Source organism: Thermithiobacillus tepidarius DSM 3134 (assembly GCF_000423825.1).
In the GTDB taxonomy this organism is placed as follows: Bacteria; Pseudomonadota; Gammaproteobacteria; order Acidithiobacillales; family Thermithiobacillaceae; genus Thermithiobacillus; species Thermithiobacillus tepidarius.
The window spans coordinates 1-21,814 of record NZ_AUIS01000020.1 but is presented as its reverse complement, the minus strand read 5'-3'; the positions used below and the strand labels follow the sequence as shown (position 1 = coordinate 21,814).

The window sequence follows — 21,814 nt, the reverse complement described above, 5'->3', positions numbered from 1 at the left end:
ATAAATAGTTAGTATAGTCCCCCGAACTCTGCTTGCCCATGCGTGCAGGCTCCCCGAAAGTTGCACCAGCCCGAAAGCCCTGGAGGGGCGATGCCAACCCCCGTTGACACCTTGATCGAAGCCCGCTGGCTGCTGCCCATGGCGCCCCGGCGGCAGCTCCTGGAAGACCATGCCGTGGCGATCCGCGCCGGCCGCATCGTCGGTCTGGCGCCCATGGCCGAGGCCCAGGCGCGATGGCAGGCCAGCGACGTCGTGCGCCTGCCGCGCCACGCCCTGCTGCCGGGCCTGGTGAACGCCCACACCCACGTGGCCATGAACCTCTTTCGCGGCATGGCCGACGACCTGCCCCTGATGGACTGGCTGCAGGGCCACATCTGGCCGGCCGAACAGCGCTGGGTGGATCCCGACTTCGTGCGCGCCGGCACCCGCCTGGCCTGTGCCGAGATGATCCGCGGCGGCACCACCTGCTTCAACGACATGTATTTCTTCCCGGCGGAAACCGCCGAAACCGCCGTGGCCATGGGGCTGCGCGCCAGCATCGGCCACGTGATCATCGACTTTCCCACGCGCTACGCGCAAAACGCCGAGGAGTACCTGGCCAAGGCCGAGGCGCTGCAGCTACGCTTCAGCGACATGGCGCGCGTCCACGGCATGCTCGCCCCGCACGCCCCCTACACGGTCGGCGACGCCACCCTGGAACGGGTCATGGCCCTGGCGGCGCGCTTCGACTTGCCCATCCACATGCACATCCACGAGACCGCGGCCGAAGTGGCGCAGTCGGTCGAGCAGCACGGTCTGCGCCCGCTGGCGCGCCTGGAGCGGCTGGGTTTCCTGTCGCCGCGCCTGCTGGCCGTGCACATGACCCAGCTGGATGATGCGGAGATCGCCCTGTGCGCCGCGCGCGGCGTCAAGGTGGCCCATTGCCCGCAGTCCAATCTTAAGCTAGCTTCTGGCTTGGCGCCGGTGCATCGATTGCTGCAAGCCGGCGTCACCGTGGCCCTGGGCACCGACGGCGCGGCCAGCAACAACGATCTCGACCTGCTGAACGAACTGCAGACGGCGGCGCTGCTGGCCAAGGCCGTGGCCGGCGCGGCGACCGCCCTGCCCGCCTGGGACGCCCTGGAGATGGCCACCCTGAATGGCGCCCGGGCGCTCGGCCTGGAGCGGGAGATCGGCAGCCTGGAGCCCGGCAAGGCGGCGGACTGCATCGCCGTGGACCTGGACCATCCCGCCACCCAGCCGCTCTACAGCGTGGCCTCGCAGCTGGCCTACGCCGCCGGCCGCGACCAGGTGAGCGACGTGTGGGTGGCGGGCCGGCGCCTGCTGGCGGGCGGCGCCTTCACCCAGCTGGGCTGGCCGGCCCTGCGCGCCGAAGCCGAGCAGTGGCGCCAGCGCATCGACCAGAACCGATAATTCACAGAACGCGAAGGAAAGCCCATGCTGAACATGGATCCCAACGAGGTGCAGAAATTCGAGAACCTGGCCCACCGCTGGTGGGATCCCAGCGGCGAATTCCGACCCCTGCACGACATCAATCCGCTACGCCTCGACTTCATCGCCGACGCGGCCGGCGGGCTGGCGGGCAAGCGGGTGCTGGACGTGGGCACCGGCGGCGGCATCCTGGCCGAGAGCATGGCGCGCGCCGGCGCCCAGGTCACCGGCATCGACATGGGGCGGGCGCCGCTGGCGGTGGCCGAGCTGCACGCCCAGGACAGCGGCCTGGCCATCGACTACCGGCAGATCAGCGCCGAGGAGCTGGCGGCGGAGCAGCCCGGCGCCTTCGACGTGGTGGCCTGCATGGAAGTGCTGGAGCATGTCCCCGACCCGGCCTCCACCATCGCCGCCTGCGCCCGGCTGGCCCGGCCCGGCGGCCACGTGTTCTTCGCCACCATCAACCGCAACCCCAAGAGCTACCTCTTCGCCATCGTCGGTGCGGAGTACGTGCTCGGTCTGCTGCCCAAGGGCACCCACGACTACGCCAAGCTGATCCGACCCTCGGAAATGCTGCGCTGGGCCGAGAATGCGGGCCTGCAGGTCCGCGGTTTCAAAGGCATGGCCTACAATCCGCTGACCCGCCGCTTCAGCCTGACGCGCGACGTGAGCGTCAACTACCTGGCCCACTTCCAGCGCCCGCCCCTGTGATCCCGCCGATGGAGATTTGCCGATGACGTCGCCCCGCAAGGCGGTTTTTTTCGACCTGGACGGCACCCTGGCCGACACCGCCCCCGATCTGGCCTTCGCCCTCAACGCCGTGCGCGAAGTGAACGACCTGCCCCCCCTGCCCTTGGCGACGATCCGCCCGGTCGCCTCCCACGGCGCCCGCGGCCTGCTCAAGGTGGGCCTGGCGCTGGAGCCCGGCATGCCCGGCTACGACGACGCCCGCGAACTGCTGCTCAACACCTACGCCCTGCACATCTGCCGCGACACCCGCCTGTTTCCGGGCATGCCCCAGGTGCTGGACGACTTGGAGGCCGCCGGCACGCCTTGGGGCGTGATCACCAACAAGCCGGGCTTTCTCACCCGCCCGCTGCTGGCGACCCTGGGCTTGGCAGCGCGTGCCGCCGTGGTGGTCAGCGGCGACTGCCTGCCGGTCAGCAAGCCCGATCCCCTGCCCCTGCGCCACGCCGCCCAAAGCCTGGGCCTCGACCCCGCCGCCACGCTCCTGATCGGCGACGACCGCCGCGACATCCAGTGCGCCCACGCGGCCGGCGCCCGGGCCTGGGCGGCGGCCTACGGCTACATCTACGGCGACGACGATCCGGCGCAGTGGGCGGCGGACCGCATCCTGGTGGACGTGGCGGCGCTGCATGGAGCTTTGCGGGAATGCGGCTATATTTGATGCTAGCACCCGCGCCTGAATGCCCGGGCTGAACGGAAGCACACCATGACAAAGCACGGGGAGACCACATGAGCCTGTTTCGCACCAAGTCCGTCGAGAGAGCCCTGGATACCGGGCCGCACAGCCTCAAGCGCGCCCTGAGCGCCACGGATTTGACCCTGCTGGGCATCGGCGCGGTGATCGGCACCGGCATTTTCGTGCTCACCGGCATCGCCGCCGCCACCAAGGCCGGGCCAGCCATCACCCTGTCCTTCATCGTCGCCGGCCTGGCCTCCATCTTCACCGCCCTGGCCTACGCCGAACTCGCCTCCACCGTGCCCATCTCCGGCAGCGCCTACACCTACTCCTACGTCACCCTGGGCGAGTTCATCGCCTGGATCATCGGCTGGGATCTCATCCTGGAATACGGCGTCGCTTCGGCGGTGGTGGCCATCGGCTGGTCGGGCTACTTCAACCACGTGCTGGAGGCCATCGGCCTCACCCTGCCGGCCTTCCTCACCAAGGCGCCCCATGAGGGCGGCTGGATCAACCTGCCCGCCTTCCTGGCGATCCTCTTCATGAGCACCGTGCTGGCCATCGGCGTCAAGCAGAGCAGCCGCTTCAACAACGTGGTGGTATTCATCAAGCTGGCGGTCATCGCGCTGTTCATCCTGGTCGCCTTCCGCCATGCCGATACCAGCCTGTGGCATCCCTACGTGCCCTTCGGCTGGACCGGGGTGATGAGCGGCGCCGCCCTGATCTTCTTCGCCTACATCGGCTTCGACGCCGTCTCCACCGCCGCCGAGGAGGCCCGCAATCCGCAACGCGACCTGCCCATCGGCATCATCGCCTCCCTGCTCATCTGCACCCTGATTTACATTCTCGTGTCCGGCCTGCTCACCGCCCTGGTGCCCTACCCGCAGCTGAACGTCTCCTACCCGGTGGCCTTCGCCCTGGCGCGCATGGGCGAGCATCTGGTGGCCAGCACCATCGCCGTCGGCGCCATTGCCGGCCTGACCTCCGTGCTGCTGGTGCTGCTCTACGGACAGAGCCGCATCTTCTTCGCCATGTCGCGCGACGGCTTGCTGCCGCCCGCCTTCAGCGCCGTGCACCCGCGCTTCATGACCCCGACCCGGGTCATCCTGGCCACCGGCTTCCTGGTGTCCCTGGTGGCCGGCTTTCTGCCCATCCACGAGGTGGCGGAACTGGTGAACATCGGCACCCTGTCGGCCTTCATCCTGGTCTCCATCAGCGTGCTGGTGCTGCGCCGCACGCATCCGGACCTGCCGCGCCCCTTCAAGACGCCGCTGATGCCCTGGACGCCGCTGTTGGCCATCGCCTTCTGCGCCTACCTGATCGCCAGCCTGTCCGCCTTCACCCTGATGAGCTTCGTGGTCTGGACCGCCATCGGCCTGCTGGTCTACTTCGGCTATGCGCGCCGGCACAGCCACTTGGCCGCCGGCGTGAGCGGCAGCCCGGCCCGTTAATCCCGGCTGCTGTCCTCGGCTCGGCGCGCCTCGAGCACCGCCGCGCCGACGATCAGCAGGCCGCCGAACCACTCGCGGCTCGATATCGTCTCCCCCGCCAGCCAAGCGGCCGAAACCGCCCCCGCCACGATCTCGAAGAGCAGGATGAGCGCCGAACGGCCCACCTCCATGCGCGTCACGCCGTACTGCACCACCAGGGTGGCCACCACGAGCCAGCTCACGGCAAAGAGAAACAGCTGCAAGAAGACGGAAAGCGGCAGGTCGGGCAGCGCTGCGTCCTGGCCGGCAAGGATGAGGGCCGCGATCAGGGTGCAGCCCAGCCAGACCGCCCAGGCGCGGCTGGCATCGGCCAATCCCTGGCCGGCCCGCAGGGTGATGTTGGTGCCGGCGAAGCAGATGCCCGAGCTGAGGGCCAGCCAGTCCGCCCGGCTCAGCGGCGCGTCGGCGAGATCGGCCAGGTGCTCGGGCGCCAGCACCAGCGCCGCGCCCAGCAGGGCCACCAGCACCCCCAGCCCCCGCCGCCAGGTCACCGGTTCGGCCAGGAAAAGGCGCGCGCCGAGCACGCTCCACACCGGCGCCAGATAAAAGAGGAGCAGCACCCGCACCACTTGGCCCTCCAGCATGGCCAGGGTGAAGGCCACGTTGGTCCAGCCGCCCAGCAGCATCAGCAGGACCAAGACGTGCCAGTGCATGCGCCAGTCGCCGCGCGCGCGCCAGGCCCACGGCAATGCCACCGCCACGGCCACGGCATACATGGCCAGCGCCAGCCAGGCGCCCGCCAGTCCCGCCCCTTCGAAGTGGCGCAGCGGCCACCACATGATGCCCCACAGCGTGGCGCCGAGCAGCAGCGCCAGCACCGGCAGCCAGGCACGCCGGCCCCTCGCGGTCATGTTGCGCGCATCCTCCCATCAGCTCTTGTATCCAGGCCGCTGGCCTGGACCTGCTTTGCAGCCGGCTTGCCCTTGCCTCTATAATGCGGCTTTCTCAGTACGGAAACGAGCGACTTTGAACCCACGGCTTGCACATCTGCACCCCTATCCCTTCGAGCGGCTGGCCGCCCTCAAGCGCGGGTTGACGCCGCCGACGGACCGCAACCACATCGATCTGTCCATCGGCGAGCCCAAGCACGCCACCCCGCAGCGGGTGAGCGAGGCCGTCATCGAGCACCTGCACGGCATTTCCCAGTACCCGAAGACGGCGGGCACGCCGGCGCTGCGCGAGGCCATCGCCGCCTGGGCCACGCGCCGCTTCGGCCTGCCCGCGGGTTTCCTTGCGCCCGAGCGGCACGTGCTGCCGGTCAACGGCACCCGCGAAGCCCTCTTCGCCATTGCCCAGGCCGCGCTGGACCCCTGCGCCAGCCCGGCCCAGCGGGTGCTGATGCCCAACCCCTTTTACCAGATTTACGAAGGCGCGACGATCCTGGCCGGCGGCGAGCCCCATTACCTCAACAGCGGCGCGGACGGCCAACCCGACTACCGCGCCGTCCCGGACGAGGTCTGGACGCGCACCCGACTGCTCTATGTCTGCTCGCCCAACAATCCCACGGGCGCCGTACTGGACGAGGATACCCTCGCCTACCTCATCGGCAAGGCGCAGCAGCACGACTTCATCATCGCCGCCGACGAGTGCTACAGCGAGATCTACATGGACGAAGCGGCCCCGCCGCCCGGCTTGCTGCAGGCGGCCGCGCGCCTGGGCCACCACAGCCTGAGGCACTGCCTGGTCTTCCATAGCCTGTCCAAGCGCTCCAACATGCCCGGCGCGCGCAGCGGCTTCGTGGCCGGCGATCCGGAGATCCTGGCGCAGTTTCTCCTGTATCGCACCTATCTCGGCAACGCCACCCCGCCCTTCGTGCAGGCCGGCGCCATCGCCGCCTGGCAGGACGAGGAGCACGTGCGCGCCAACCGCCGCGCCTACCGGGAGAAGTTCGACGCGGTGCTCGAGGTGCTGGCCGGGGTGCTGCCGGTGGCGCGCCCGGCGGCCGGCTTCTACCTGTGGCCGCAGGTGGGCGACGGCGAGGCCTTCGCCCGTGATCTCTATGCCCAGCAGCACGTGACCGTGCTGCCCGGCGCCTATCTGTCCCGCGCCGCCCACGGCGCCAATCCCGGCCGGGACCGGGTGCGCATCGCCCTGGTCGCGCCGCTGGAGGAGTGCGTGGAAGCCGCGCGCCGCATCCAAGATTTCGTCAGCTCAAGAAAAGGATAAGGACGTATGTCGAACCTGCAGCAGATCATCGAAACCGCCTTCGAGGACCGCGCCAGCATCAATCCGCGCAGCACCAGCGCCGAGCTGCGCGAGGCCGTGCACCACGCGATCGAGAGCCTGGACAAGGGCGTGCTGCGCGTGGCCGAGAAACAGGAAGGCCAGTGGGTCACCCACCAGTGGCTCAAGAAAGCCGTACTGCTGTCCTTCCGCATCGACGACAACTACCGCATGAACGGCGGCGAGACCCAGTACTACGACAAGGTGCCGCCCAAGTTCGCCGACTACAACAGCAACGACTTCCGTACCGGCGGCTTCCGCGTGGTGCCGCCGGCGGCGGTGCGCAAGGGCTCCTTCATCGGCCGCAACGTGGTGCTGATGCCGTCCTTCGTGAACATCGGCGCCTACGTGGACGAGGGCACCATGGTGGACACCTGGGCGACGGTGGGCTCCTGCGCCCAGATCGGCAAGAACGTGCACCTCTCCGGCGGCGTCGGCATCGGTGGCGTGCTGGAGCCGCTGCAGGCCAACCCCACCATCATCGAGGACAACTGCTTCATCGGCGCGCGCTCCGAGGTGGTGGAAGGCGTGATCGTGGAGGAAGGCTCGGTGATTTCCATGGGCGTCTACATCGGCCAGAGCACCAAAATCTACAACCGCGAGACCGGCGAGATCAGCTACGGGCGCATCCCGGCCGGCTCGGTGGTGGTGTCCGGCAACCTGCCGAGCAAGGACGGCAAGTACAGCCTCTACTGCGCGGTCATCGTCAAGCAGGTCGACGCCAAGACCCGCGCCAAGGTGGGCATCAACGAGCTGCTGCGGGACATCTGAGCGCCATGCTCACCCTCTACGGCATTCCCAATTGCGACACCTGCCGCAAGGCGCGGCGCTGGCTGGAGGAGCGCGGCATCGCCCACCGCTTCCACGACCTGCGCCGGGACGGCCTGGACGCGGCCATGCTGCGGACCTGGGCCGACGCCCTCGGCTGGGAGCGTCTGCTCAACCGCCAATCCAGCACCTGGCGGCAGCTGCCGGAAGCGGACAGGACGGTGGCGGACAGGGAGGCGGCCATCGCCCTGCTGGCCCGCCATCCGACCCTGCTGAAGCGTCCCCTGCTGGCGCGTGACGGCGCCTACCAGCTGGGCTTCCGGCCGGCCGACTACGAGGCCTTCTGCTCCTGAGCCGCCTTGTGGCTGCCGTCGCAGTAGGGCATGGCCCGCGAGCGGCCGCAGCCGCACACCCAGACATGCTGGGGGAAGCCGGCGGGCGCCAGCACGAAGGGACGGTGCCGGCCGTCGCAGCGCATGTGGCTGTCGTCGCAGAAGGGCGGGGACGCGGTCTGGCCGCAGCTGCAGATCTTCGCGCCCTCGCCCGCCGCCAGCTTGACGAGGTAAGGCTCCCCCTTGCGGTAAAGACTCATGATCCGCTGCATCTCCATCGTGAAGGGCGTGGCGCCACTGAAAACGGCCACTATAAAGTGCCGGCAAGATAACATACATCCAGCGAAATAAGGGGAACCCATGGCTGACCAGTCCGCCGTCCTGCAACTCGCCCAGGCGCTCATCGCCCGGCCGTCCGTCACGCCCGAGGACGCCGGCTGCCAGGACCTGATGATCGAGCGCCTGGAGCGGCTGGGCTTCGAGATCACCCGCCTGCCCTTCGGCGAGGTGCAGAACTTCTGGGCCCAGCGTGGCAGCAGCGGCCCGCTCTTCGTCTTCGCCGGCCACACGGACGTGGTGCCCACCGGTCCGCTGGAGGCCTGGCACAGCGATCCCTTCACCCCGGCCCTGCGCGACGGCGTGCTCTACGGACGCGGCGCGGCGGACATGAAGGGCAGCCTGGCCGCCATGCTCGTCGCCGTGGAGCGCTTCGTGGCCCTGCACCCCCAGCACCATGGCAGCATCGGCTTCCTGATCACCTCCGACGAGGAAGGGCCGGCCGTGAACGGCACGGTCAAGGTGGTGGAGTGGCTGCGGCAGCACAATCGCCGCATCGACTACTGCCTGGTGGGCGAGCCCTCGTCCGGCGAGGCTTTGGGCGACACCATCAAGAATGGCCGGCGCGGCTCCCTCAACGGCCGCTTGGTGATCAAGGGCGTGCAGGGGCACATCGCCTATCCGCAGCTGGCGGACAACCCCGTCCACAAGGCCCTGCCGGCCCTGGACGAGCTGGTCCGCATCGAGTGGGACGCGGGCAACGACTATTTCGAACCCACCCGCCTGCAGATCTCCAACATCCATGCCGGCACCGGCGCCAGCAACGTCATTCCCGGCACCTGCACCGTCGACTTCAACTTCCGCTTCTCCCCGGCTTCCAGCGACGCCGGGCTGCGGGCGGGCGTGGAAGCGGTGCTGAACAGGCACGGGCTCGACTATGAGCTGACCTGGTCCCTGTCCGGCCAGCCCTTCCTGACCCCGCCGGGCGAGCTGGTGAACGCCGCACGCGCGGCGATCCGGGCGGCCACCGGCCGCGAGGCCGCGCTGTCCACGGGCGGCGGCACCTCGGACGGCCGCTTCATCGCCCCCACCGGCGCCCAGGTCATCGAGCTGGGACCAATCAACGCCAGCATCCACAAGCTCAACGAACACGTCCGCGCGGCCGATCTGGATCAGCTGGCGGAAATCTACCGGGACATTCTGGAGCGGCTGCTGCGCTAGCCGCCCGCGGCAAGAACAACACCAAGCCTCCGAGGAAGATCACCGTGTCGACTGCAATCCCACGCCTGCCCCGCGTGACCGGCAGCGCCATAGCGCTCCTGCTCGCCTTCCCGACCCTGCTCACAGTGACGGCCTGCAGCACCACGCCGCCGCGCCCCGAACTGAGCGCCCCCAATCCCAAGGCCGCCTACAACCGGCCCTATACCATCCGGGGCCGTACCTACTACCCCATGGCCAGCAGCGCCGGCTATCGGGAACGGGGCATCGCCTCGTGGTACGGCTGGGAATCCGGCAACCGCACCTCCATGGGCACCCGCTTCGATCCCGACGGCATCAGCGCCGCCCATCGCACCTTGCCCCTGCCGACCCTGGTACGCGTGACCAACCTGCAAAACGGCCGTTCCGTGGAGGTGATGGTCAACGACCGCGGCCCCTTCATCGACGGCCGGCTCATCGACCTGTCCGCCGGCACCGCCAAGCGCCTGGGCATCACCGGCACCGCGCCGGTGGAAGTGGTGGCCTTGGGCGGTGCGCCGTTGCCGACCGCCCCGGCACCCGTCCCCGTCGCGCCGCCGGTGGCGCCGGCAGTCCCTGCGCTGCCGTCCACCGCTTCGGCGGGCGTTTATCTGCAGACCGGCGCCTTTGCCCTCGTCAGCAATGCCGAGGGACTGCGCCAGCGGCTCCTGAGCGCGGGCATCGCCAACGCCAGCGTGCTGTCCAACCCATCGCCAGGGAGCACGCTTTACAAGGTCCGAATTGGCCCTTTCGCGGACAGCCGTGAAGCGGAAACCGTCAGGCTGCGCCTGGCCGACGATCTGGGGATAAATGCGATGGTGGTGCTCCCCTGAGTGCCGCGTCTGCGCGACCTTCCCCCCTAATGCGGGCGATCAGCGGGTCAACTTTTCATCCGCGGCCAGAAACCCCCGGTTTCCGGCACTCTCACGCACCGGCCGCCCCCTTGTTTCCGGCCTTGCAAAGGATGTTTACAACTCGAACACCAGCGTTTATCCTTTTGTTTGAACGCGGGATCGCCTGACGACGCATCTCCATCATTCCTGGTTTCCCAGGCTTTTCATATTTCTTCTTCCACTTTCCCCGCCATCGGAAACTTTTCTGCGATTTCGCGGTCTGATTATAGCTTGGGAAACAGCTTCGACCGCCAGCACCGGAACCGCTTCCAAGCGCTTTGTTTCTGCCTCTGATCAACCCTGCTGGCGCCCCGGGCGCACCGCCCTGTTTTGCCGCCTCCCGCCGGGATGCGGCAGGCGAACGTATGGAGATGAATATGGAAGAGTTGAACAAACTGTTGAAAGCGGCCATGCAGCGGGTTGCCGAACTGAACGAGAAGGGCATTCTGCTCGGCCGCAAGCGCTACACCACCGTCGCGCAACGCAACGAGGTCTTCCGCGAAATCTTTGGCGTCAAGGGTCGCATTCTGACCGAGATCGTGGAGGCCAACGACGAGCGCGTGATCGTGCTGGCCCGCATCGAGTTTTTCCATGACGGCCAGTGGGTGCTGATCGGCAACGGCTATGCCGAGGAGCGGCGCAACTCCAGCCAGGTCAACCGCACCAGCGCCATCGAGAACTGCGAAACCAGCGCGGTGGGCCGGGCCCTGGCCAATCTGGGACTGCACGGCGGCGAGTATGCCAGCGCCAACGAGGTGGAAAACGCCATTCACCAGCAGCAGGAAGTGAAGGTGGACACCGTGACGGTGGAACAGCAGGAGCATCTGCGCACCCTGGCCGACGAGGTGCATGCGGACGTGGACAAGATGCTGGCCTTCTTCCACGTCGCCAGCTTCGCGGAACTGCCCGCCAAGGACTATAACCGGGCGGTCAAGATGCTCGAGAAGAAGCGGCGGGCCGCGGCATGAAGCAGCGCACGGCCGACTGGCTGGCGTGGCGCAGTCGGGGCATCGGTTCGTCCGAGGCCCCGATCGTGACAGGCGATTCGCCCTGGGCCACGCCCTTTGAGCTGTGGGAGAGCAAGACCGGCCGCCGGGCGCCGGCGCCCCGCACCGGGGCCATGCGCCGCGGCATCGCCCTGGAGCCGGTCGCCCGCGCGGCCTACGAGGCGTACACCGGCAACATCGTGGAGCCGCACTGCCGGATCCATCCCCAGCACGATTTCATGCTGGCCAGCCTGGACGGCATCTCCCTGGACGAGGATCTCATCCTGGAAATCAAGTGTCCCGGGACGGAGGATCATTCCCTGGCGCGGGCGGGCAAGGTGCCGCAGAAGTACATCGCGCAGATTCAGCATCAACTGAGCGTGACCGGCGCCGAAGTGTGTCACCTCTGGTCCTTCGACGGGGCGCAGGGCGTGCTGGTGGAGGTCTACCCGGATGGTGCCTACATCCATGATCTGGTGGAAGCCGAGCGCACCTTCTGGGGCTACGTGCAAGCCGACGAGCCGCCGCCACTCGGCGCCCAGGACCCCGTGCTGCGCGAGGATGCCGAGTGGGCGCGGCATGCCCGCGCTTGGCAGCAGGCCCAGCAGGCGCTGCAGGCGGCCAGGGCCGCCGAAGCCGAAGCCCGGGCGCGCCTGGAGGCCCTGGCCGGCACCGGCGTCACCATGGGCGCCGGGGTGCGGGTCGCCAAGACTTTCCGCAAGGGCAGCATCGATTACGGCAAGGTGCCGCTTCTCCAGGAGGTGGACCTGGAACCCTACCGCAAGCCGGGCAGCCTGGTCTGCACCATTTCCACCCTCGAGCGCAAGCAAGCCGGATAGCCTCGCCTATCCGGCTCCTCCAAGATCCAAGCCTTACAAAGTGAAGTAGAAGGTCGCACCCTGGCCCACGGTGCTTTCGGCCCAGATGCGCCCGCCGTGGCGGGCGACGATGCGCTGCACGGTGGCCAGGCCGATGCCGGTGCCCTCGAATTGGGCAGGCGGGTGCAGGCGATGGAAGGGCTCGAAGAGCTTGTCGGCATAGGCCATGTCGAAGCCGATGCCGTTGTCGCGCACGCAGTAGACCCGCTCCCCCGCTTCCTCCCGCACGCCGAACTCGATGCGCGCGTCCGCGCAGTCGCGGGTGAATTTCCAGGCATTGCCCAGCAAATTCTCCAAGGCCAGCCACAGCAGCTTGGCATCACCCTCGCCAGTGACCGCATCGGCAATCGCGAAGGTGACTTGCCGCTGCGGTTCGGCCTGCTGCAGTTGCCGCGCGATCTTGTGCGCCGCGGCGCTCAGATTCATCTGTTCCCGCTGCATCTCGCTGCGCGTCACCCGCGACAGATTCAGCAGGGCGTCCATGAGATCGGCCATCCGCTCGCTGGCGGCGCGCACCCGCGCCAGATAGCGCCTGCCCTCCTCGTCCAGCCGCTTGCCGTAGTCCTCCAGCAGCACTTGGCTGAAGCCGTTGATGGCGCGCAGCGGCGCGCGCAGGTCGTGCGACACCGAGTAGCTGAACGCCTCCAGCTCCAGGTTGCTGGCCTGCAGCTCGGCGGTACGCTCCGCCACCCGCTGCTCGAGGCTGGCGTTCAGGCGCCGGATCTCCGCTTCCGCCCGCTTGCGCGCCCCGATGTCTTCGATGATCGCAATGAAGTGGTCGGGCTGTTCGCCCCCCGCGCGCACCAGCGACACGGTCAGGTTGGCCCACAAGGTCTCGCCGCACTTGCGCAAATAGCGCTTTTCGATGGTGAAGGTCTGGATCTCGCCGGCCAGCAGTCGCTGCACCCAGGCGATATTCGATTCCAGATCCGCCGGATGGGTGATGTCCTGAAAGCGCTTTTGCAAGAGTTCCTCGGGCGCGTAGCCGAGCATGTCGCACAGCCGCTGATTCACCTGGAGCAACCGTCCGTCCGGCTGCGTCTGCGCCATGCCCACCGCCGCCTGATCGAAGGTGGCGCGAAAGCGCGCCTCGCTCTCGCGCAAGCGCTTTTCCGCCTGGCTGCGCTCCAGGGCGATGGCGGCCAAGTGGGTGGAGATGTCGATCAGCTGGCGATCCCGCGGGCTGGGACGGCGCGGTTCGTGAAAGTCCATGGTGATGGCACCCAGCACGCTGCCGTCGGACCCCAGAATGGGCGCGCCCCAGCAGGCGCGCAGCCCATGGCGGCGGGCCAAGTCCAGGTAATCCTTCCAGAGCGGATCCTCCATGATGTCGGCCACGAAGACCGGCGCCTTGTCCACGGCCGCCGCGGCGCAGGCGCAAGGCCCGGCACCGGGAGCGACGGCCATCGCCTCGACCAGGTCAACGACCTCGGACGGCAAGCGGCTGGGTGCGGCGCAACGGAAATGCCTGCCGCTGTCGTCCAGGACCAGGACGGCGCACATCGAGCCGGGGGCCTGGCTCTCCATGAAAGCAGCCAAGGCGCCAAACACCGCTTCCGGTGCCGCACCGCGGGCGATGGTCTCCAGCAGGTCCTTCTGGCCGCGCAGCAGAGCTTCGTTGCGCTTGCGCTCGCTGATGTCGTGGAAAGCGAGCACCGCCCCCTTGCTGTCGCCGTCGGTGATGGGCGAAGCGGTGTAGGCCACCGGCAGCAGCGAGCCGTCCCGTTGGGTGAAGACATCGTCATCGATGCGCACCGGTTCGCCCGAACGCATGACCGCCGTGGTGGGGCACTCGCTGCGGGGATGCCTGCTGCCGTCGGCATGCTGAAAGTGAATGAGGTCGTGCACCACCCGGCCGCGCAGCTCCGCTTCCGTCCAGCCGAGCATGCGTTCCGCGGCGGGATTCATGTAGCTGAGCCGGCCGTCCAGATCCAGCGCATAGACACCTTCCCCCAGGCACTGGGTCAAGGCCCGGGTGAAATTCAGTTGCGCGCGCAGCTGCTGTTCGGTCGCGCAGACCTCGCTGTAGAGCCGGGCGTTGTCCACGGCCAGGGCGGCCCGGCGGGCCAACTCCTCCGCCAGGGCCAGATCCGCCGGCCCGTAGCGGCGAGTCGATTCCGACAGGATGAAGGAGATGGCACCCAGGGTGCGGCCGCGGGCGATGAGAGGCACGCACATGTAGGAGCGGATTTTCAGCTGCCGCAGCGCGGCGAGGTGCTCCCCATCCCGCGCCACGGCAGCCAGCATGTCGTCGGTCACCCTTGCCAGAACTTCCGGACGACCGGTGTCGATGACCTTGGACACGCCGTAGCGGGGATTCGGAGCCGGCGGATAGAGCCGCCCCAGGTCGCGCAGCAGCATATCCTTGGCGGGATTGTGATGGGCCACGGCCACGCGCTCGAAGGAGCGATCCTGTTGCGCCATGTCCACCATGCAGGCGTCGCAAAAGCGTGGAACGGCCGCCTGGACCAGGCGCTGCAGCGTGGTCGTGTAATCCAGGGATTCCGACAGCAGCACACCGGTTTCGGCGAGAAAGGCCGCATCCGCCTGCGCCGCTTCGGTCCGCCGCAGGGCGCTGCGCAGGAGATCGCTGAGCCAGGTGATGAGCAGCGCCAGCAGGATGAAGCTGGCCAGACGCGAGACCACGTACAGGGGCGCTGCTTCGGAGGAGGCGAAGGGAGGCAGAAAGTGCAGAAGCGCGAAGGCGAGCATGGCGGTCGCCAGCAACCCCGGTCCCCAGCCGCCGAGCCATGCGCTCAGCATCACCGCGGCGATGGAAAAAGCCAGAGGCGCCACCCCGTAGGGCGACAGCAGCGTATTGATGAAAAAGGCCAGCGCGCTGAGCAGCAAGGCAGCAGCGTAGTGCCAAAACGCAGGTTTTATCGAAGGCATGGATTCAGCCTTGAAGCAGAAGGCGAAGGTCGATTCGGGAATGCGGCGATGGCAAAAGCAATACGAGCGGCTGCCACTGCAAACCGAATGGCATCGCGCATGCACAAGCCGAAGCAATTTAGAACAGACGCAGCAAGACAGCCGCTAAAAATAGCAAATTATCCGCTGGTGAGAAAGGCATTCCTGGCAACCACTTAGCAATCGATCTTAAACAAGCCGGCCGGCAGAGAATGTTCCCGGCCACCTGATGGGCAACGATGAGTTGGCGGCGGCGAGCAAACAGCACGGTCGTTGCCGCGGGAACAGCCCTGGCACGCCGCATGCTGCGGTGGGAAGGAAAAATTCGTTGTCACTGCTTGACTTACGGGATGGTGCCCGGGGCCGGACTCGAACCGGCATGCCCGAAGGCGAGGGATTTTAAGTCCCTTGCGTCTACCGATTTCGCCACCCGGGCGGGGGAAGGAATTTGGAGGCTGGGGTCGGAATCGAACCGGCGTCCACGGCTTTGCAGGCCGCTGCATAACCACTCTGCCACCCAGCCGGGGGCGCTTAATGCAAGAAAGGGGAAAGCACCGCTTTCCCCATGGAAATCTTGGAGCGGGAAACGAGACTCGAACTCGCGACCCCAACCTTGGCAAGGTTGTGCTCTACCACTGAGCTATTCCCGCATGTGATGAACGCTATTCTATGGATTACGCGGCGGCTGTCAAGCCCCGCTTGCATCACAACTTGCTTTCCGGCGGCGCGAAGCGCAGGTTCGGCCAAGCGGCGCGCAGATAGGCCAGCATGCTCCACAAGGTCAGGAAGGCGGCGAAAAAGAGCAGCGCGAGCCCGATGCTGTGCGTGGGCAGGCCAAAGATGGGGAAATCATAAAGCAGAAAAACGATGGCGAGCATCTGGCTGGTGGCCTTGCCCTTGCCGATCCATGACACCGCCACCTTGGCGCGCTGCCCCACCTCCGCCATCCATTCGCGCAGGGCGGACACGGTGATCTCCCGGCCGACGATGATGGCGGTCAGCAGGCCCGGCGCCCGGTCCGCGCCGGTCAGCAGCACGAGCGCGGTGGCCACCATGAGCTTGTCCGCCACTGGATCCAGGAAGGTGCCGAAGGGCGACACGGTGTTGTACTTACGCGCCAGATAGCCGTCCAGCCAATCGGTCAGGGAGGCGACGGCGAAAACCAGCGCGGCGCCGGCATTGCCCCAGGGAGCGTCGACGAAGAAAAACGCCACGAACACCGGGATCAGGGCGATCCGCAGCAGGGTCAGGTAATTGGGCAGTCTTGCCAGCATGGCCGGGCCGGCTCCTAGGGGGTGTCGGGATGCAGTTGGTTATAGATTCTCTGCGCTAAATTGTGATCGATCCCGGGCACGCGGGCAAGGTCCTCGATCCCGGCGTTCAGGATGCCCTTCAGCCCGCCGAAAGCCTTCAGCAGCGCCTGGCGCCGCTTCGGCCCGACGCCGGCGATCTCCTCCAGGCTCGACTGGGTGCGTGCCTTGCCGCGCCGGGCGCGGTGGCCGGTGATGGCGAAGCGGTGCGCCTCGTCGCGGATCTGCTGGATGCCGAGCAGGGCCGGCGAGTCGGCCGGCAGCACCAGCGCCTCCTTGCGCCCGGGCAGGAAAAGCTGCTCCAGGCCCGGCTTGCGGGTCGTGCCCTTGGCCACGCCCAACAACTGCACGTCATGGACGCCCAGGCCGTTCAGCACGTCCACCGCCACGCCGATCTGGCCGGGGCCGCCGTCGATGAGGATGAGGTCGGGCAACGGGGTGCCGGCCGCCACCTGCTTCTCGTAGCGCCGCGTCAGCGCCTGGCGCATGGCGCCGTAATCGTCGCCGGGGGCCACGCCGCTGATGTTGTAGCGGCGGTAATCGGATTTGCGCGAACCGTTGGCGTCGAAGACCACGCAGCTGGCGACGGTGGCCTCGCCCATGGTGTGGCTGATGTCGAAGCACTCGATGCGCTCGGGCGTGGCCTCCAGGCCCAGGGCATCGCGCATGGCCTCGAAGCGGGCCAGCACGGTGGCCTGCCCGGCCAGGCGCCGGCGCAAGGCATCACGGCCGTTGACGGCGGCCATGTCCAGCCAGCGGCGCCGCGGCCCGCGCTGGGGGTGGCTGATCTGCACCCGGTGGCCGGCCTGCTGCTCCAGCGCATCGCTGATCCACTGGGCGTTGCGCGGCATGTGGCTGACCAGGACGTTGCCGGGCACCGACTTGTCCAGATAGAACTGCGGCAGGAAGCCGGCCAGGAGATCGGCCTCGCTCACGCCCTCCGTATGCTGCGGGAAGAACGCCTTGCCGCCCAGGTGGCGGCCGCTGCGGATGAAAGCCACGTAGACGCTGGCGGCGTCCTGCTCGCGGCTGGCGGCGACGATGTCGAAGTCGCCGCCGCCCGACTGGTCCACGTACTGGCGCTCCTGCACCTTGCTCAGGGCGGCGATGCGGTTGCGCAGCTGCGCGGCACGCTCGAAGTCCAGCGCCTCGGCGGCGGCCTGCATCTGCCGGCCCAGTTCGTCGATGATCTCGTGAGTCTTGCCTTCCAGGAAGCGCACCGTGTTGCGCACGTCCTCGGCGTAGGCCTCGGGTGTCGTCAGCCCGACGCAGGGGCCGCTGCAGCGCTTGATCTGGTACTGCAGGCAGGGGCGGGTGCGGTTCTTGTAGTAGGTGTCGTCGCACTGGCGCACAGGAAAGACCTTCTGCATGAGATTGAGGCTTTCGCGCACGCTGGCGGCGGCCGGATAGGGGCCGAAGTAGCGTCCCCTCCCCTTGCGCGCGCCGCGATGGTAGCTCAGGCGCGGGAAGGGATGGGTGGTGTCCAGGTAGATGTAGGGATAACCCTTGTCGTCGCGCAGCAGCACGTTGTAGCGCGGCTGGTGCTGCTTGATGAGGTTGTTCTCCAGGACCAGCGCCTCGGTCTCCGTGTGGGTGACGTTCACCTCCACGTGATCCACCTGGGCCAGCATGGCCAAGGTCTTGGGCGGGTGCTTGGTCTTCTGGAAGTAGGAACTGACGCGGCGCTTGAGATTGCGGGCCTTGCCGACGTACAGCACCTCGCCGCCCCGGCCGATCATGAGATAGACGCCCGGGCGGGTGCTCAGGTTCTTCAGGAATTCGCTCAGATCGAAAGCCATGCGGAAAAGATCAGCTATTGCGCTCCGCCGGGTCCAGGTGACGCAGATAATCCCAGGAGTAGATGCCGGTGTTGTGGCCGTCCTCGAAAAACAGTTTGACGGCGTAATTGCCGACCGGCTCGATGTTGGTGATGCCGATCCCCTCCTTGCCGGTGATGACCTTGGCCTGGTCGGGGGTGTGGCCCTTGCAGTCGGCGCACGGGCATTCCACGCGCAGATATTCGAAGCTGTAGCGGCTGGTGTGCCCGTCCGCCCAGTCGATCTCCATCTGCTTGCTCAGCATCATGGGCCGGATTTCCAGGGGTTGGGTGCGCTTGTCCGTCATCGTGGTCCTCGTTTGTCAGTGGGCGGCCGTGCCGCCCGGGCCAGCTAGGCAGCCGAAAAGGGAATGGGGTACAATCGCGCGAATTTCAAATCATTGCAACGTTCCGAGGGAGTGCGCTCATGAAGATTTCCGCTTTCGACATCCGTCCCGGCAACCTGCTGGAATACGAAAAGGGCCTGTGGCGCGTGGCCAAGACCCAGCACGTCAAGCCCGGCAAGGGCGGCGCCTTCATGCAGGTGGAGATGAAGAACATCGAGACCGGCACCAAGACCAACATCCGCTTCCGCTCCGAGGACAAGGTGGAGAAGGCGGTGGTGGAGCCGCGCGCCATGCAGTACTTGTACAATGACGGCAGCGGCTACGTGTTCATGGATACCAGCACCTACGAGCAGATGACCCTGGACGCCGACGCCCTGGAAGGCCAGGTGGAGTTCCTGCTGCCGAACACGGACGTGCAGATCAACTTCCATAACGACCGTCCCATCGGCGTGGAACTGCCGCCGGCGGTGGTGCTGACCGTGGTGGAGGCCGACCCCGCCATCAAGGGGCAGACCGCCGCCAGCTCCTACAAGCCCGCCAAGGTCGAGACCGGCCTGACCGTGATGGTGCCGCCCTTCGTGAACACCGGCGAGAAGATCCGCGTGAGCACCGTGGACGGCAGCTATTTAGACCGGGCCTGAGCGCCCGAATTCCCTGAGCCGGGTCACAGCAGCATGGCCGCCGTCTTCGAGCCCGGCAAGGACCTGCTCGACTTTACGACGCGCTACTTCGGCGAGCGGGCGGCGGCCTATCTCGCCTGCGCCGGCCGCCCGACCCGTTCCCAGATCCGGGTCAACACCCAGCGCATCGAGGTGGAGGCCCTGCGCGCCCGCTTGGCCCGCCAGGGCATCCACACCCGTCCAAGCGTCCTGGACCCCGCCCTGCTCGCCTATGCGCCCGCAGATGCCAATGTGGGCGGGCTCCTGGAGCACGCCATGGGGCTCTACTACCTCCAGGATCTGAGCTCTTACCTGCCGGTGCGCGTCCTCGATCCCCAGCCCGGCGAGCGCGTGCTCGATCTCTGCGCCGCGCCCGGCTCCAAGACCACCCAGCTCGCCCAGGCCATGCAGGGCCGCGGCCTGGTGCTGGCCAACGACGTGTCGGCGGCGCGCGTGCGCGCCCTGGCTTTCAACCTGGACCGGCTCGGCACGATCAACGTCAGCCAGAGCCAGATGGACGGCGCACGCTTGGGCAATCTGCTGCCGGGCTACTTCGACCGTGTGCTCCTGGACGCCCCCTGCTCCGCCCTCGGCATCATCGGCCGCCAGCCGGAAGTGCTCGGCTGGTGGAGCCGCGAGCGGATGGAGCGTCTGGTCAAGGTGCAGGAGCGCCTGTTTCACGCGGCGGTCAAGGCGCTGCGCCCCGGCGGCCGGCTGGTCTACTCCACCTGCACCCTGACGGCCGAGGAAAACGAGCTGCGGGTGGACTGGGCCCTGCGCCAACTGCCGTTGACGCTGGAAGCCCTGCCCCCGCTGCCCGGGGTGAACGTCGAAGCCGGCTGGACCCAAGTGGACGGGCAAGCGCTGGATCCGCGCCTGGCGCGCAGCATCCGGCTCAATCCGCAGGACAACGACGGCCAGGGCTTCTTCATCGCTGCCTTCACCAAGACCGGCGACGCGGCGCGCGTCCGGCCAGCCCGCAGCCATGCCGGTCCGGCCCGCGCCGGGGCGCCGGACCTGCTGACCCCCGAACATCCCGAGATCCAGCCCATCCTGCGCCGCATGGAAAGCGAGTACGGCCTGCCGGCGGAGCTGCTGGATCAGTTCGCCTATCTGCGCGACAAGGACCTGTGGGTGATCAGCCGGGAGACGGAGCTCTCGGTGGCGCAACTGGCCCAGCGCAGCGGCATCCGCATGGCCCGCCTGAACCGGGAGGGCAAGCTCACCAAGGTGACCAGCGATTTCCTGCAGTTCATCGCCCCCTGGATCAGCCGCCGCCGGGTGGACTTGGCCGAACACGAGCAAGGCGCCCTGCAGGCCCTGCTGGCGGGCGGCAGCGTGCCCTACGCCGGCCCGGAGGGCGGCCAAGTCGCCATCTTCCACGACGGCCTCTGCCTGGGCGCGGGACTGGTGCAGGACGGCCTGCTCAAGAGCCAGATCCCCGGCAGCCGGCGCGCCGTGGTGCGCAACCTGGCTTAGGCCAGCGGGAAGGCGCGGCCGATCTCCTCGCGCAGGGCCAGATAATCCGGCGCCACCGCCAGCGCCGGCCAGGGCGTGCCGCCCTGCCCGCGCATGCGCTCCAGGCGCCCGGCGTCGGCGCGCGCGCCGAGCGCTTCCGCCGCCTGCATGGCCTGCAGCGCGGCCGCCGGATCGTTGCAGACTAGCAGCATGTCGCAGCCCGCCCGCAGCGCCGCCCCCACCCGCTCCGCCACGCCGCCCACCGCGCCGGCCCCGGCCATGGACAGATCATCGCTGAAGATGCAGCCCGCAAAGCCCAGCCGGCCGCGCAGCACGTCCTGCAGCCAGAAGCGGGAGAAACCCGCCGGCAAGGGATCGAGCTGCGGATAAATGACGTGCGCCGGCATCATCCCGGGAATGCCGGCGTCCACCAGACGGCGGAAAGGAACGAGGTCGAGCGCCTCGATGGCCGCCAGCGGGCGCTCGTCCACGGGAATGGCCAGATGCGAATCCAGCGCCGTGCTGCCGTGGCCGGGAAAGTGCTTGCCCACCCCGCGCAGCCCTGCCGCTTCCATGCCGCGCCAGAAGGCCGCTGCGAGGCGCGCCACGCCCTCGGGCTCGCGGTGGAAGGCGCGATCGCCGATGACGGCGCTCACTTCCAGGCCGAGGTCCAGCACCGGCGCGAAACTGATGTCGATGCCGAGCGCCCGCATCTCCACGCCGAGCAGCCGGCCGGCGTTCTCCGCCAGCCGCAGTCCGGCGTCCGCGTCGGCGTCGTAGCGCTGGCCCAGGCGCGCCATGGGCGGCAGGCGCGTCACGCCCTCGCGCAAGCGCTGCACCCGGCCGCCCTCCTGGTCGATGCCGACCAGCAGGGCCGGGCTGCGCAGGGCCTTGATCTCGGCCACCAATTCGGCCACCTGGGCGGGGCTTTCGCAGTTGCGGGCGAAAAGAATGATGCCGCCGAGCATGGGATGCAGCAGGCGCTCCCGCTCTTCGGGCGTGAGGCGCAGGCCGGCGACATCCGCCATGACGGGGCCAAGGGGCAGGGATAGGGGCATGGAAACTCCTAGGGTCTGTTCTCAATCAAGCCAACCAGACGATGGAACAAGCCAGATGGACGAACGACAGGAAGGAGTGGGCGAGCTTGTCGTAACGCGTGGCGATGCGTCTGAATTGCTTGATGCGAGCGAAGAAACGCTCGATCAGATTGCGGCTCTTGTAGATATGCCGGTCGAACGAGCGGGGGTTGAGTCGGTTGGAACGCGGCGGGATTACCGCCTGACCGCCCTGCGTCGTAATTGTTTCGACGAAGGCATCCGAATCGTAGCCCTTGTCGGCCACGATGAATTCGGCCGGCTGATCCTGGATCAGTGCTGCG

The 21,814-nt window shown here is 67.8% G+C and carries 21 protein-coding genes and 3 tRNA genes; 13 read left to right on the top strand and 11 right to left on the bottom strand.

The window, feature by feature from the left end:
- The first annotated feature begins 90 nt into the window (after positions 1–90).
- From G579_RS0110065 to G579_RS0110050, 4 genes are all read left to right on the top strand, one after another.
- Entirely contained in the window at positions 91–1,413 is a 1,323-nt protein-coding gene (locus tag G579_RS0110065) for a TRZ/ATZ family hydrolase (RefSeq protein ID WP_028990078.1), read from the top strand.
- Positions 1,414–1,437: 24 nt separating this feature from the next.
- On the top strand, positions 1,438–2,142 hold the full coding sequence (gene ubiG / locus G579_RS0110060; RefSeq protein WP_028990077.1) for a bifunctional 2-polyprenyl-6-hydroxyphenol methylase/3-demethylubiquinol 3-O-methyltransferase UbiG: 705 nt from the start codon (positions 1,438–1,440) through the stop codon (positions 2,140–2,142).
- A 22-nt stretch (positions 2,143–2,164) separates the two neighbouring features.
- A complete protein-coding gene (locus G579_RS16985) occupies positions 2,165–2,839 on the top strand; it encodes an HAD-IA family hydrolase (RefSeq protein WP_038019357.1) in 675 nt (224 codons plus the stop codon).
- Between the two features lie 68 nt (positions 2,840–2,907).
- Entirely contained in the window at positions 2,908–4,305 is a 1,398-nt protein-coding gene (locus G579_RS0110050) for an amino acid permease (protein WP_028990076.1), read from the top strand.
- On the opposite strand, the gene G579_RS16980 is transcribed toward G579_RS0110050, so the two are convergent.
- On the bottom strand, positions 4,302–5,195 hold the full coding sequence (locus G579_RS16980) for a DMT family transporter (RefSeq protein WP_051181379.1): 894 nt from the start codon (positions 5,193–5,195) through the stop codon (positions 4,302–4,304). The two genes, G579_RS0110050 and G579_RS16980, sit on opposite strands and share 4 nt — an antisense overlap.
- Positions 5,196–5,310: 115 nt before the next feature.
- Between G579_RS16980 and dapC the strand changes: the two genes are divergently transcribed.
- The 3 genes from dapC to G579_RS0110030 are packed head-to-tail and all read left to right on the top strand — an operon-like array spanning position 5,311 to position 7,688.
- Positions 5,311–6,510, top strand: a complete 1,200-nt coding sequence (gene dapC, locus G579_RS0110040) for a succinyldiaminopimelate transaminase (RefSeq protein ID WP_028990075.1) — start codon at positions 5,311–5,313, stop codon at positions 6,508–6,510.
- A gap of 6 nt (positions 6,511–6,516) precedes the next feature.
- On the top strand, positions 6,517–7,338 hold the full coding sequence (gene dapD, locus G579_RS0110035) for a 2,3,4,5-tetrahydropyridine-2,6-dicarboxylate N-succinyltransferase (protein ID WP_028990074.1): 822 nt from the start codon (positions 6,517–6,519) through the stop codon (positions 7,336–7,338).
- Between the two features lie 5 nt (positions 7,339–7,343).
- Positions 7,344–7,688: an ArsC family reductase gene (locus G579_RS0110030; protein WP_028990073.1), complete on the top strand. Its 345-nt coding sequence runs from the start codon at positions 7,344–7,346 to the stop codon at positions 7,686–7,688.
- Here the strand turns inward: G579_RS0110030 and G579_RS19210 are convergent.
- Positions 7,667–7,927 (bottom strand): CDGSH iron-sulfur domain-containing protein, encoded by a 261-nt coding sequence (locus G579_RS19210; RefSeq protein ID WP_028990072.1) that lies wholly within the window; start codon positions 7,925–7,927, stop codon positions 7,667–7,669. The two genes, G579_RS0110030 and G579_RS19210, sit on opposite strands and share 22 nt — an antisense overlap.
- A gap of 100 nt (positions 7,928–8,027) precedes the next feature.
- Here G579_RS19210 and dapE point away from each other — a divergent pair, with 100 nt between their 5' ends.
- From dapE to G579_RS16965, 4 genes are all read left to right on the top strand, one after another.
- Positions 8,028–9,164, top strand: a complete 1,137-nt coding sequence (gene dapE, locus G579_RS0110020) for a succinyl-diaminopimelate desuccinylase (protein ID WP_028990071.1) — start codon at positions 8,028–8,030, stop codon at positions 9,162–9,164.
- 44 nt (positions 9,165–9,208) lie between these two features.
- Positions 9,209–10,012 carry a septal ring lytic transglycosylase RlpA family protein gene (locus G579_RS18675; protein ID WP_155989802.1) on the top strand — a complete coding sequence of 268 codons (804 nt, stop codon included), beginning with the start codon at positions 9,209–9,211 and terminating at the stop codon, positions 10,010–10,012.
- Between the two features lie 437 nt (positions 10,013–10,449).
- A complete protein-coding gene (locus G579_RS18325) occupies positions 10,450–11,040 on the top strand; it encodes a hypothetical protein (RefSeq protein ID WP_051181374.1) in 591 nt (196 codons plus the stop codon).
- A complete protein-coding gene (locus tag G579_RS16965) occupies positions 11,037–11,897 on the top strand; it encodes a YqaJ viral recombinase family nuclease (protein WP_051181372.1) in 861 nt (286 codons plus the stop codon). The genes G579_RS18325 and G579_RS16965 overlap by 4 nt, the downstream gene beginning before the upstream one ends.
- A 33-nt stretch (positions 11,898–11,930) precedes the next feature.
- Here G579_RS16965 and G579_RS18320 read toward each other — a convergent pair whose 3' ends face one another.
- The 7 genes from G579_RS18320 to G579_RS0109970 form a co-directional block, all read right to left on the bottom strand.
- On the bottom strand, positions 11,931–14,828 hold the full coding sequence (locus G579_RS18320) for a PAS domain S-box protein (protein WP_081662717.1): 2,898 nt from the start codon (positions 14,826–14,828) through the stop codon (positions 11,931–11,933).
- A 369-nt stretch (positions 14,829–15,197) separates the two neighbouring features.
- Positions 15,198–15,282: transfer RNA gene (locus G579_RS0109995), tRNA-Leu, on the bottom strand.
- 13 nt (positions 15,283–15,295) lie between these two features.
- A tRNA-Cys gene (locus G579_RS0109990) sits at positions 15,296–15,369 on the bottom strand.
- A 52-nt stretch (positions 15,370–15,421) separates the two neighbouring features.
- A tRNA-Gly gene (locus G579_RS0109985) sits at positions 15,422–15,496 on the bottom strand.
- Positions 15,497–15,550: 54 nt separating this feature from the next.
- On the bottom strand, positions 15,551–16,120 hold the full coding sequence (gene pgsA / locus G579_RS0109980) for a CDP-diacylglycerol--glycerol-3-phosphate 3-phosphatidyltransferase (RefSeq protein ID WP_028990070.1): 570 nt from the start codon (positions 16,118–16,120) through the stop codon (positions 15,551–15,553).
- 14 nt (positions 16,121–16,134) lie between these two features.
- Positions 16,135–17,955 carry an excinuclease ABC subunit UvrC gene (gene uvrC, locus G579_RS0109975; protein WP_038019353.1) on the bottom strand — a complete coding sequence of 607 codons (1,821 nt, stop codon included), beginning with the start codon at positions 17,953–17,955 and terminating at the stop codon, positions 16,135–16,137.
- 10 nt (positions 17,956–17,965) lie between these two features.
- Positions 17,966–18,280, bottom strand: coding sequence for a gamma-butyrobetaine hydroxylase-like domain-containing protein (locus G579_RS0109970; protein ID WP_028990068.1), 315 nt, complete (start codon positions 18,278–18,280; stop codon positions 17,966–17,968).
- 119 nt (positions 18,281–18,399) lie between these two features.
- Here G579_RS0109970 and efp point away from each other — a divergent pair, with 119 nt between their 5' ends.
- Together efp and G579_RS18315 are read left to right on the top strand one after the other, a co-directional pair.
- The gene (gene efp / locus G579_RS0109965) at positions 18,400–18,960 is read left to right on the top strand and encodes an elongation factor P (protein ID WP_028990067.1); all 561 of its coding nucleotides are present in this window, start codon (positions 18,400–18,402) and stop codon (positions 18,958–18,960) included.
- A gap of 33 nt (positions 18,961–18,993) precedes the next feature.
- Entirely contained in the window at positions 18,994–20,457 is a 1,464-nt protein-coding gene (locus tag G579_RS18315; RefSeq protein ID WP_051181366.1) for an RsmB/NOP family class I SAM-dependent RNA methyltransferase, read from the top strand.
- Here G579_RS18315 and nagZ read toward each other — a convergent pair.
- Together nagZ and G579_RS0109950 are read right to left on the bottom strand one after the other, a co-directional pair.
- Positions 20,454–21,494, bottom strand: coding sequence for a beta-N-acetylhexosaminidase (gene nagZ, locus G579_RS16950; RefSeq protein WP_051181363.1), 1,041 nt, complete (start codon positions 21,492–21,494; stop codon positions 20,454–20,456). The genes G579_RS18315 and nagZ overlap by 4 nt on opposite strands.
- A 25-nt stretch (positions 21,495–21,519) precedes the next feature.
- Positions 21,520–21,814, bottom strand: a 295-nt coding sequence (locus tag G579_RS0109950) for an IS5 family transposase (protein WP_028990066.1), incomplete at its 5' end; no start/stop codon positions are given.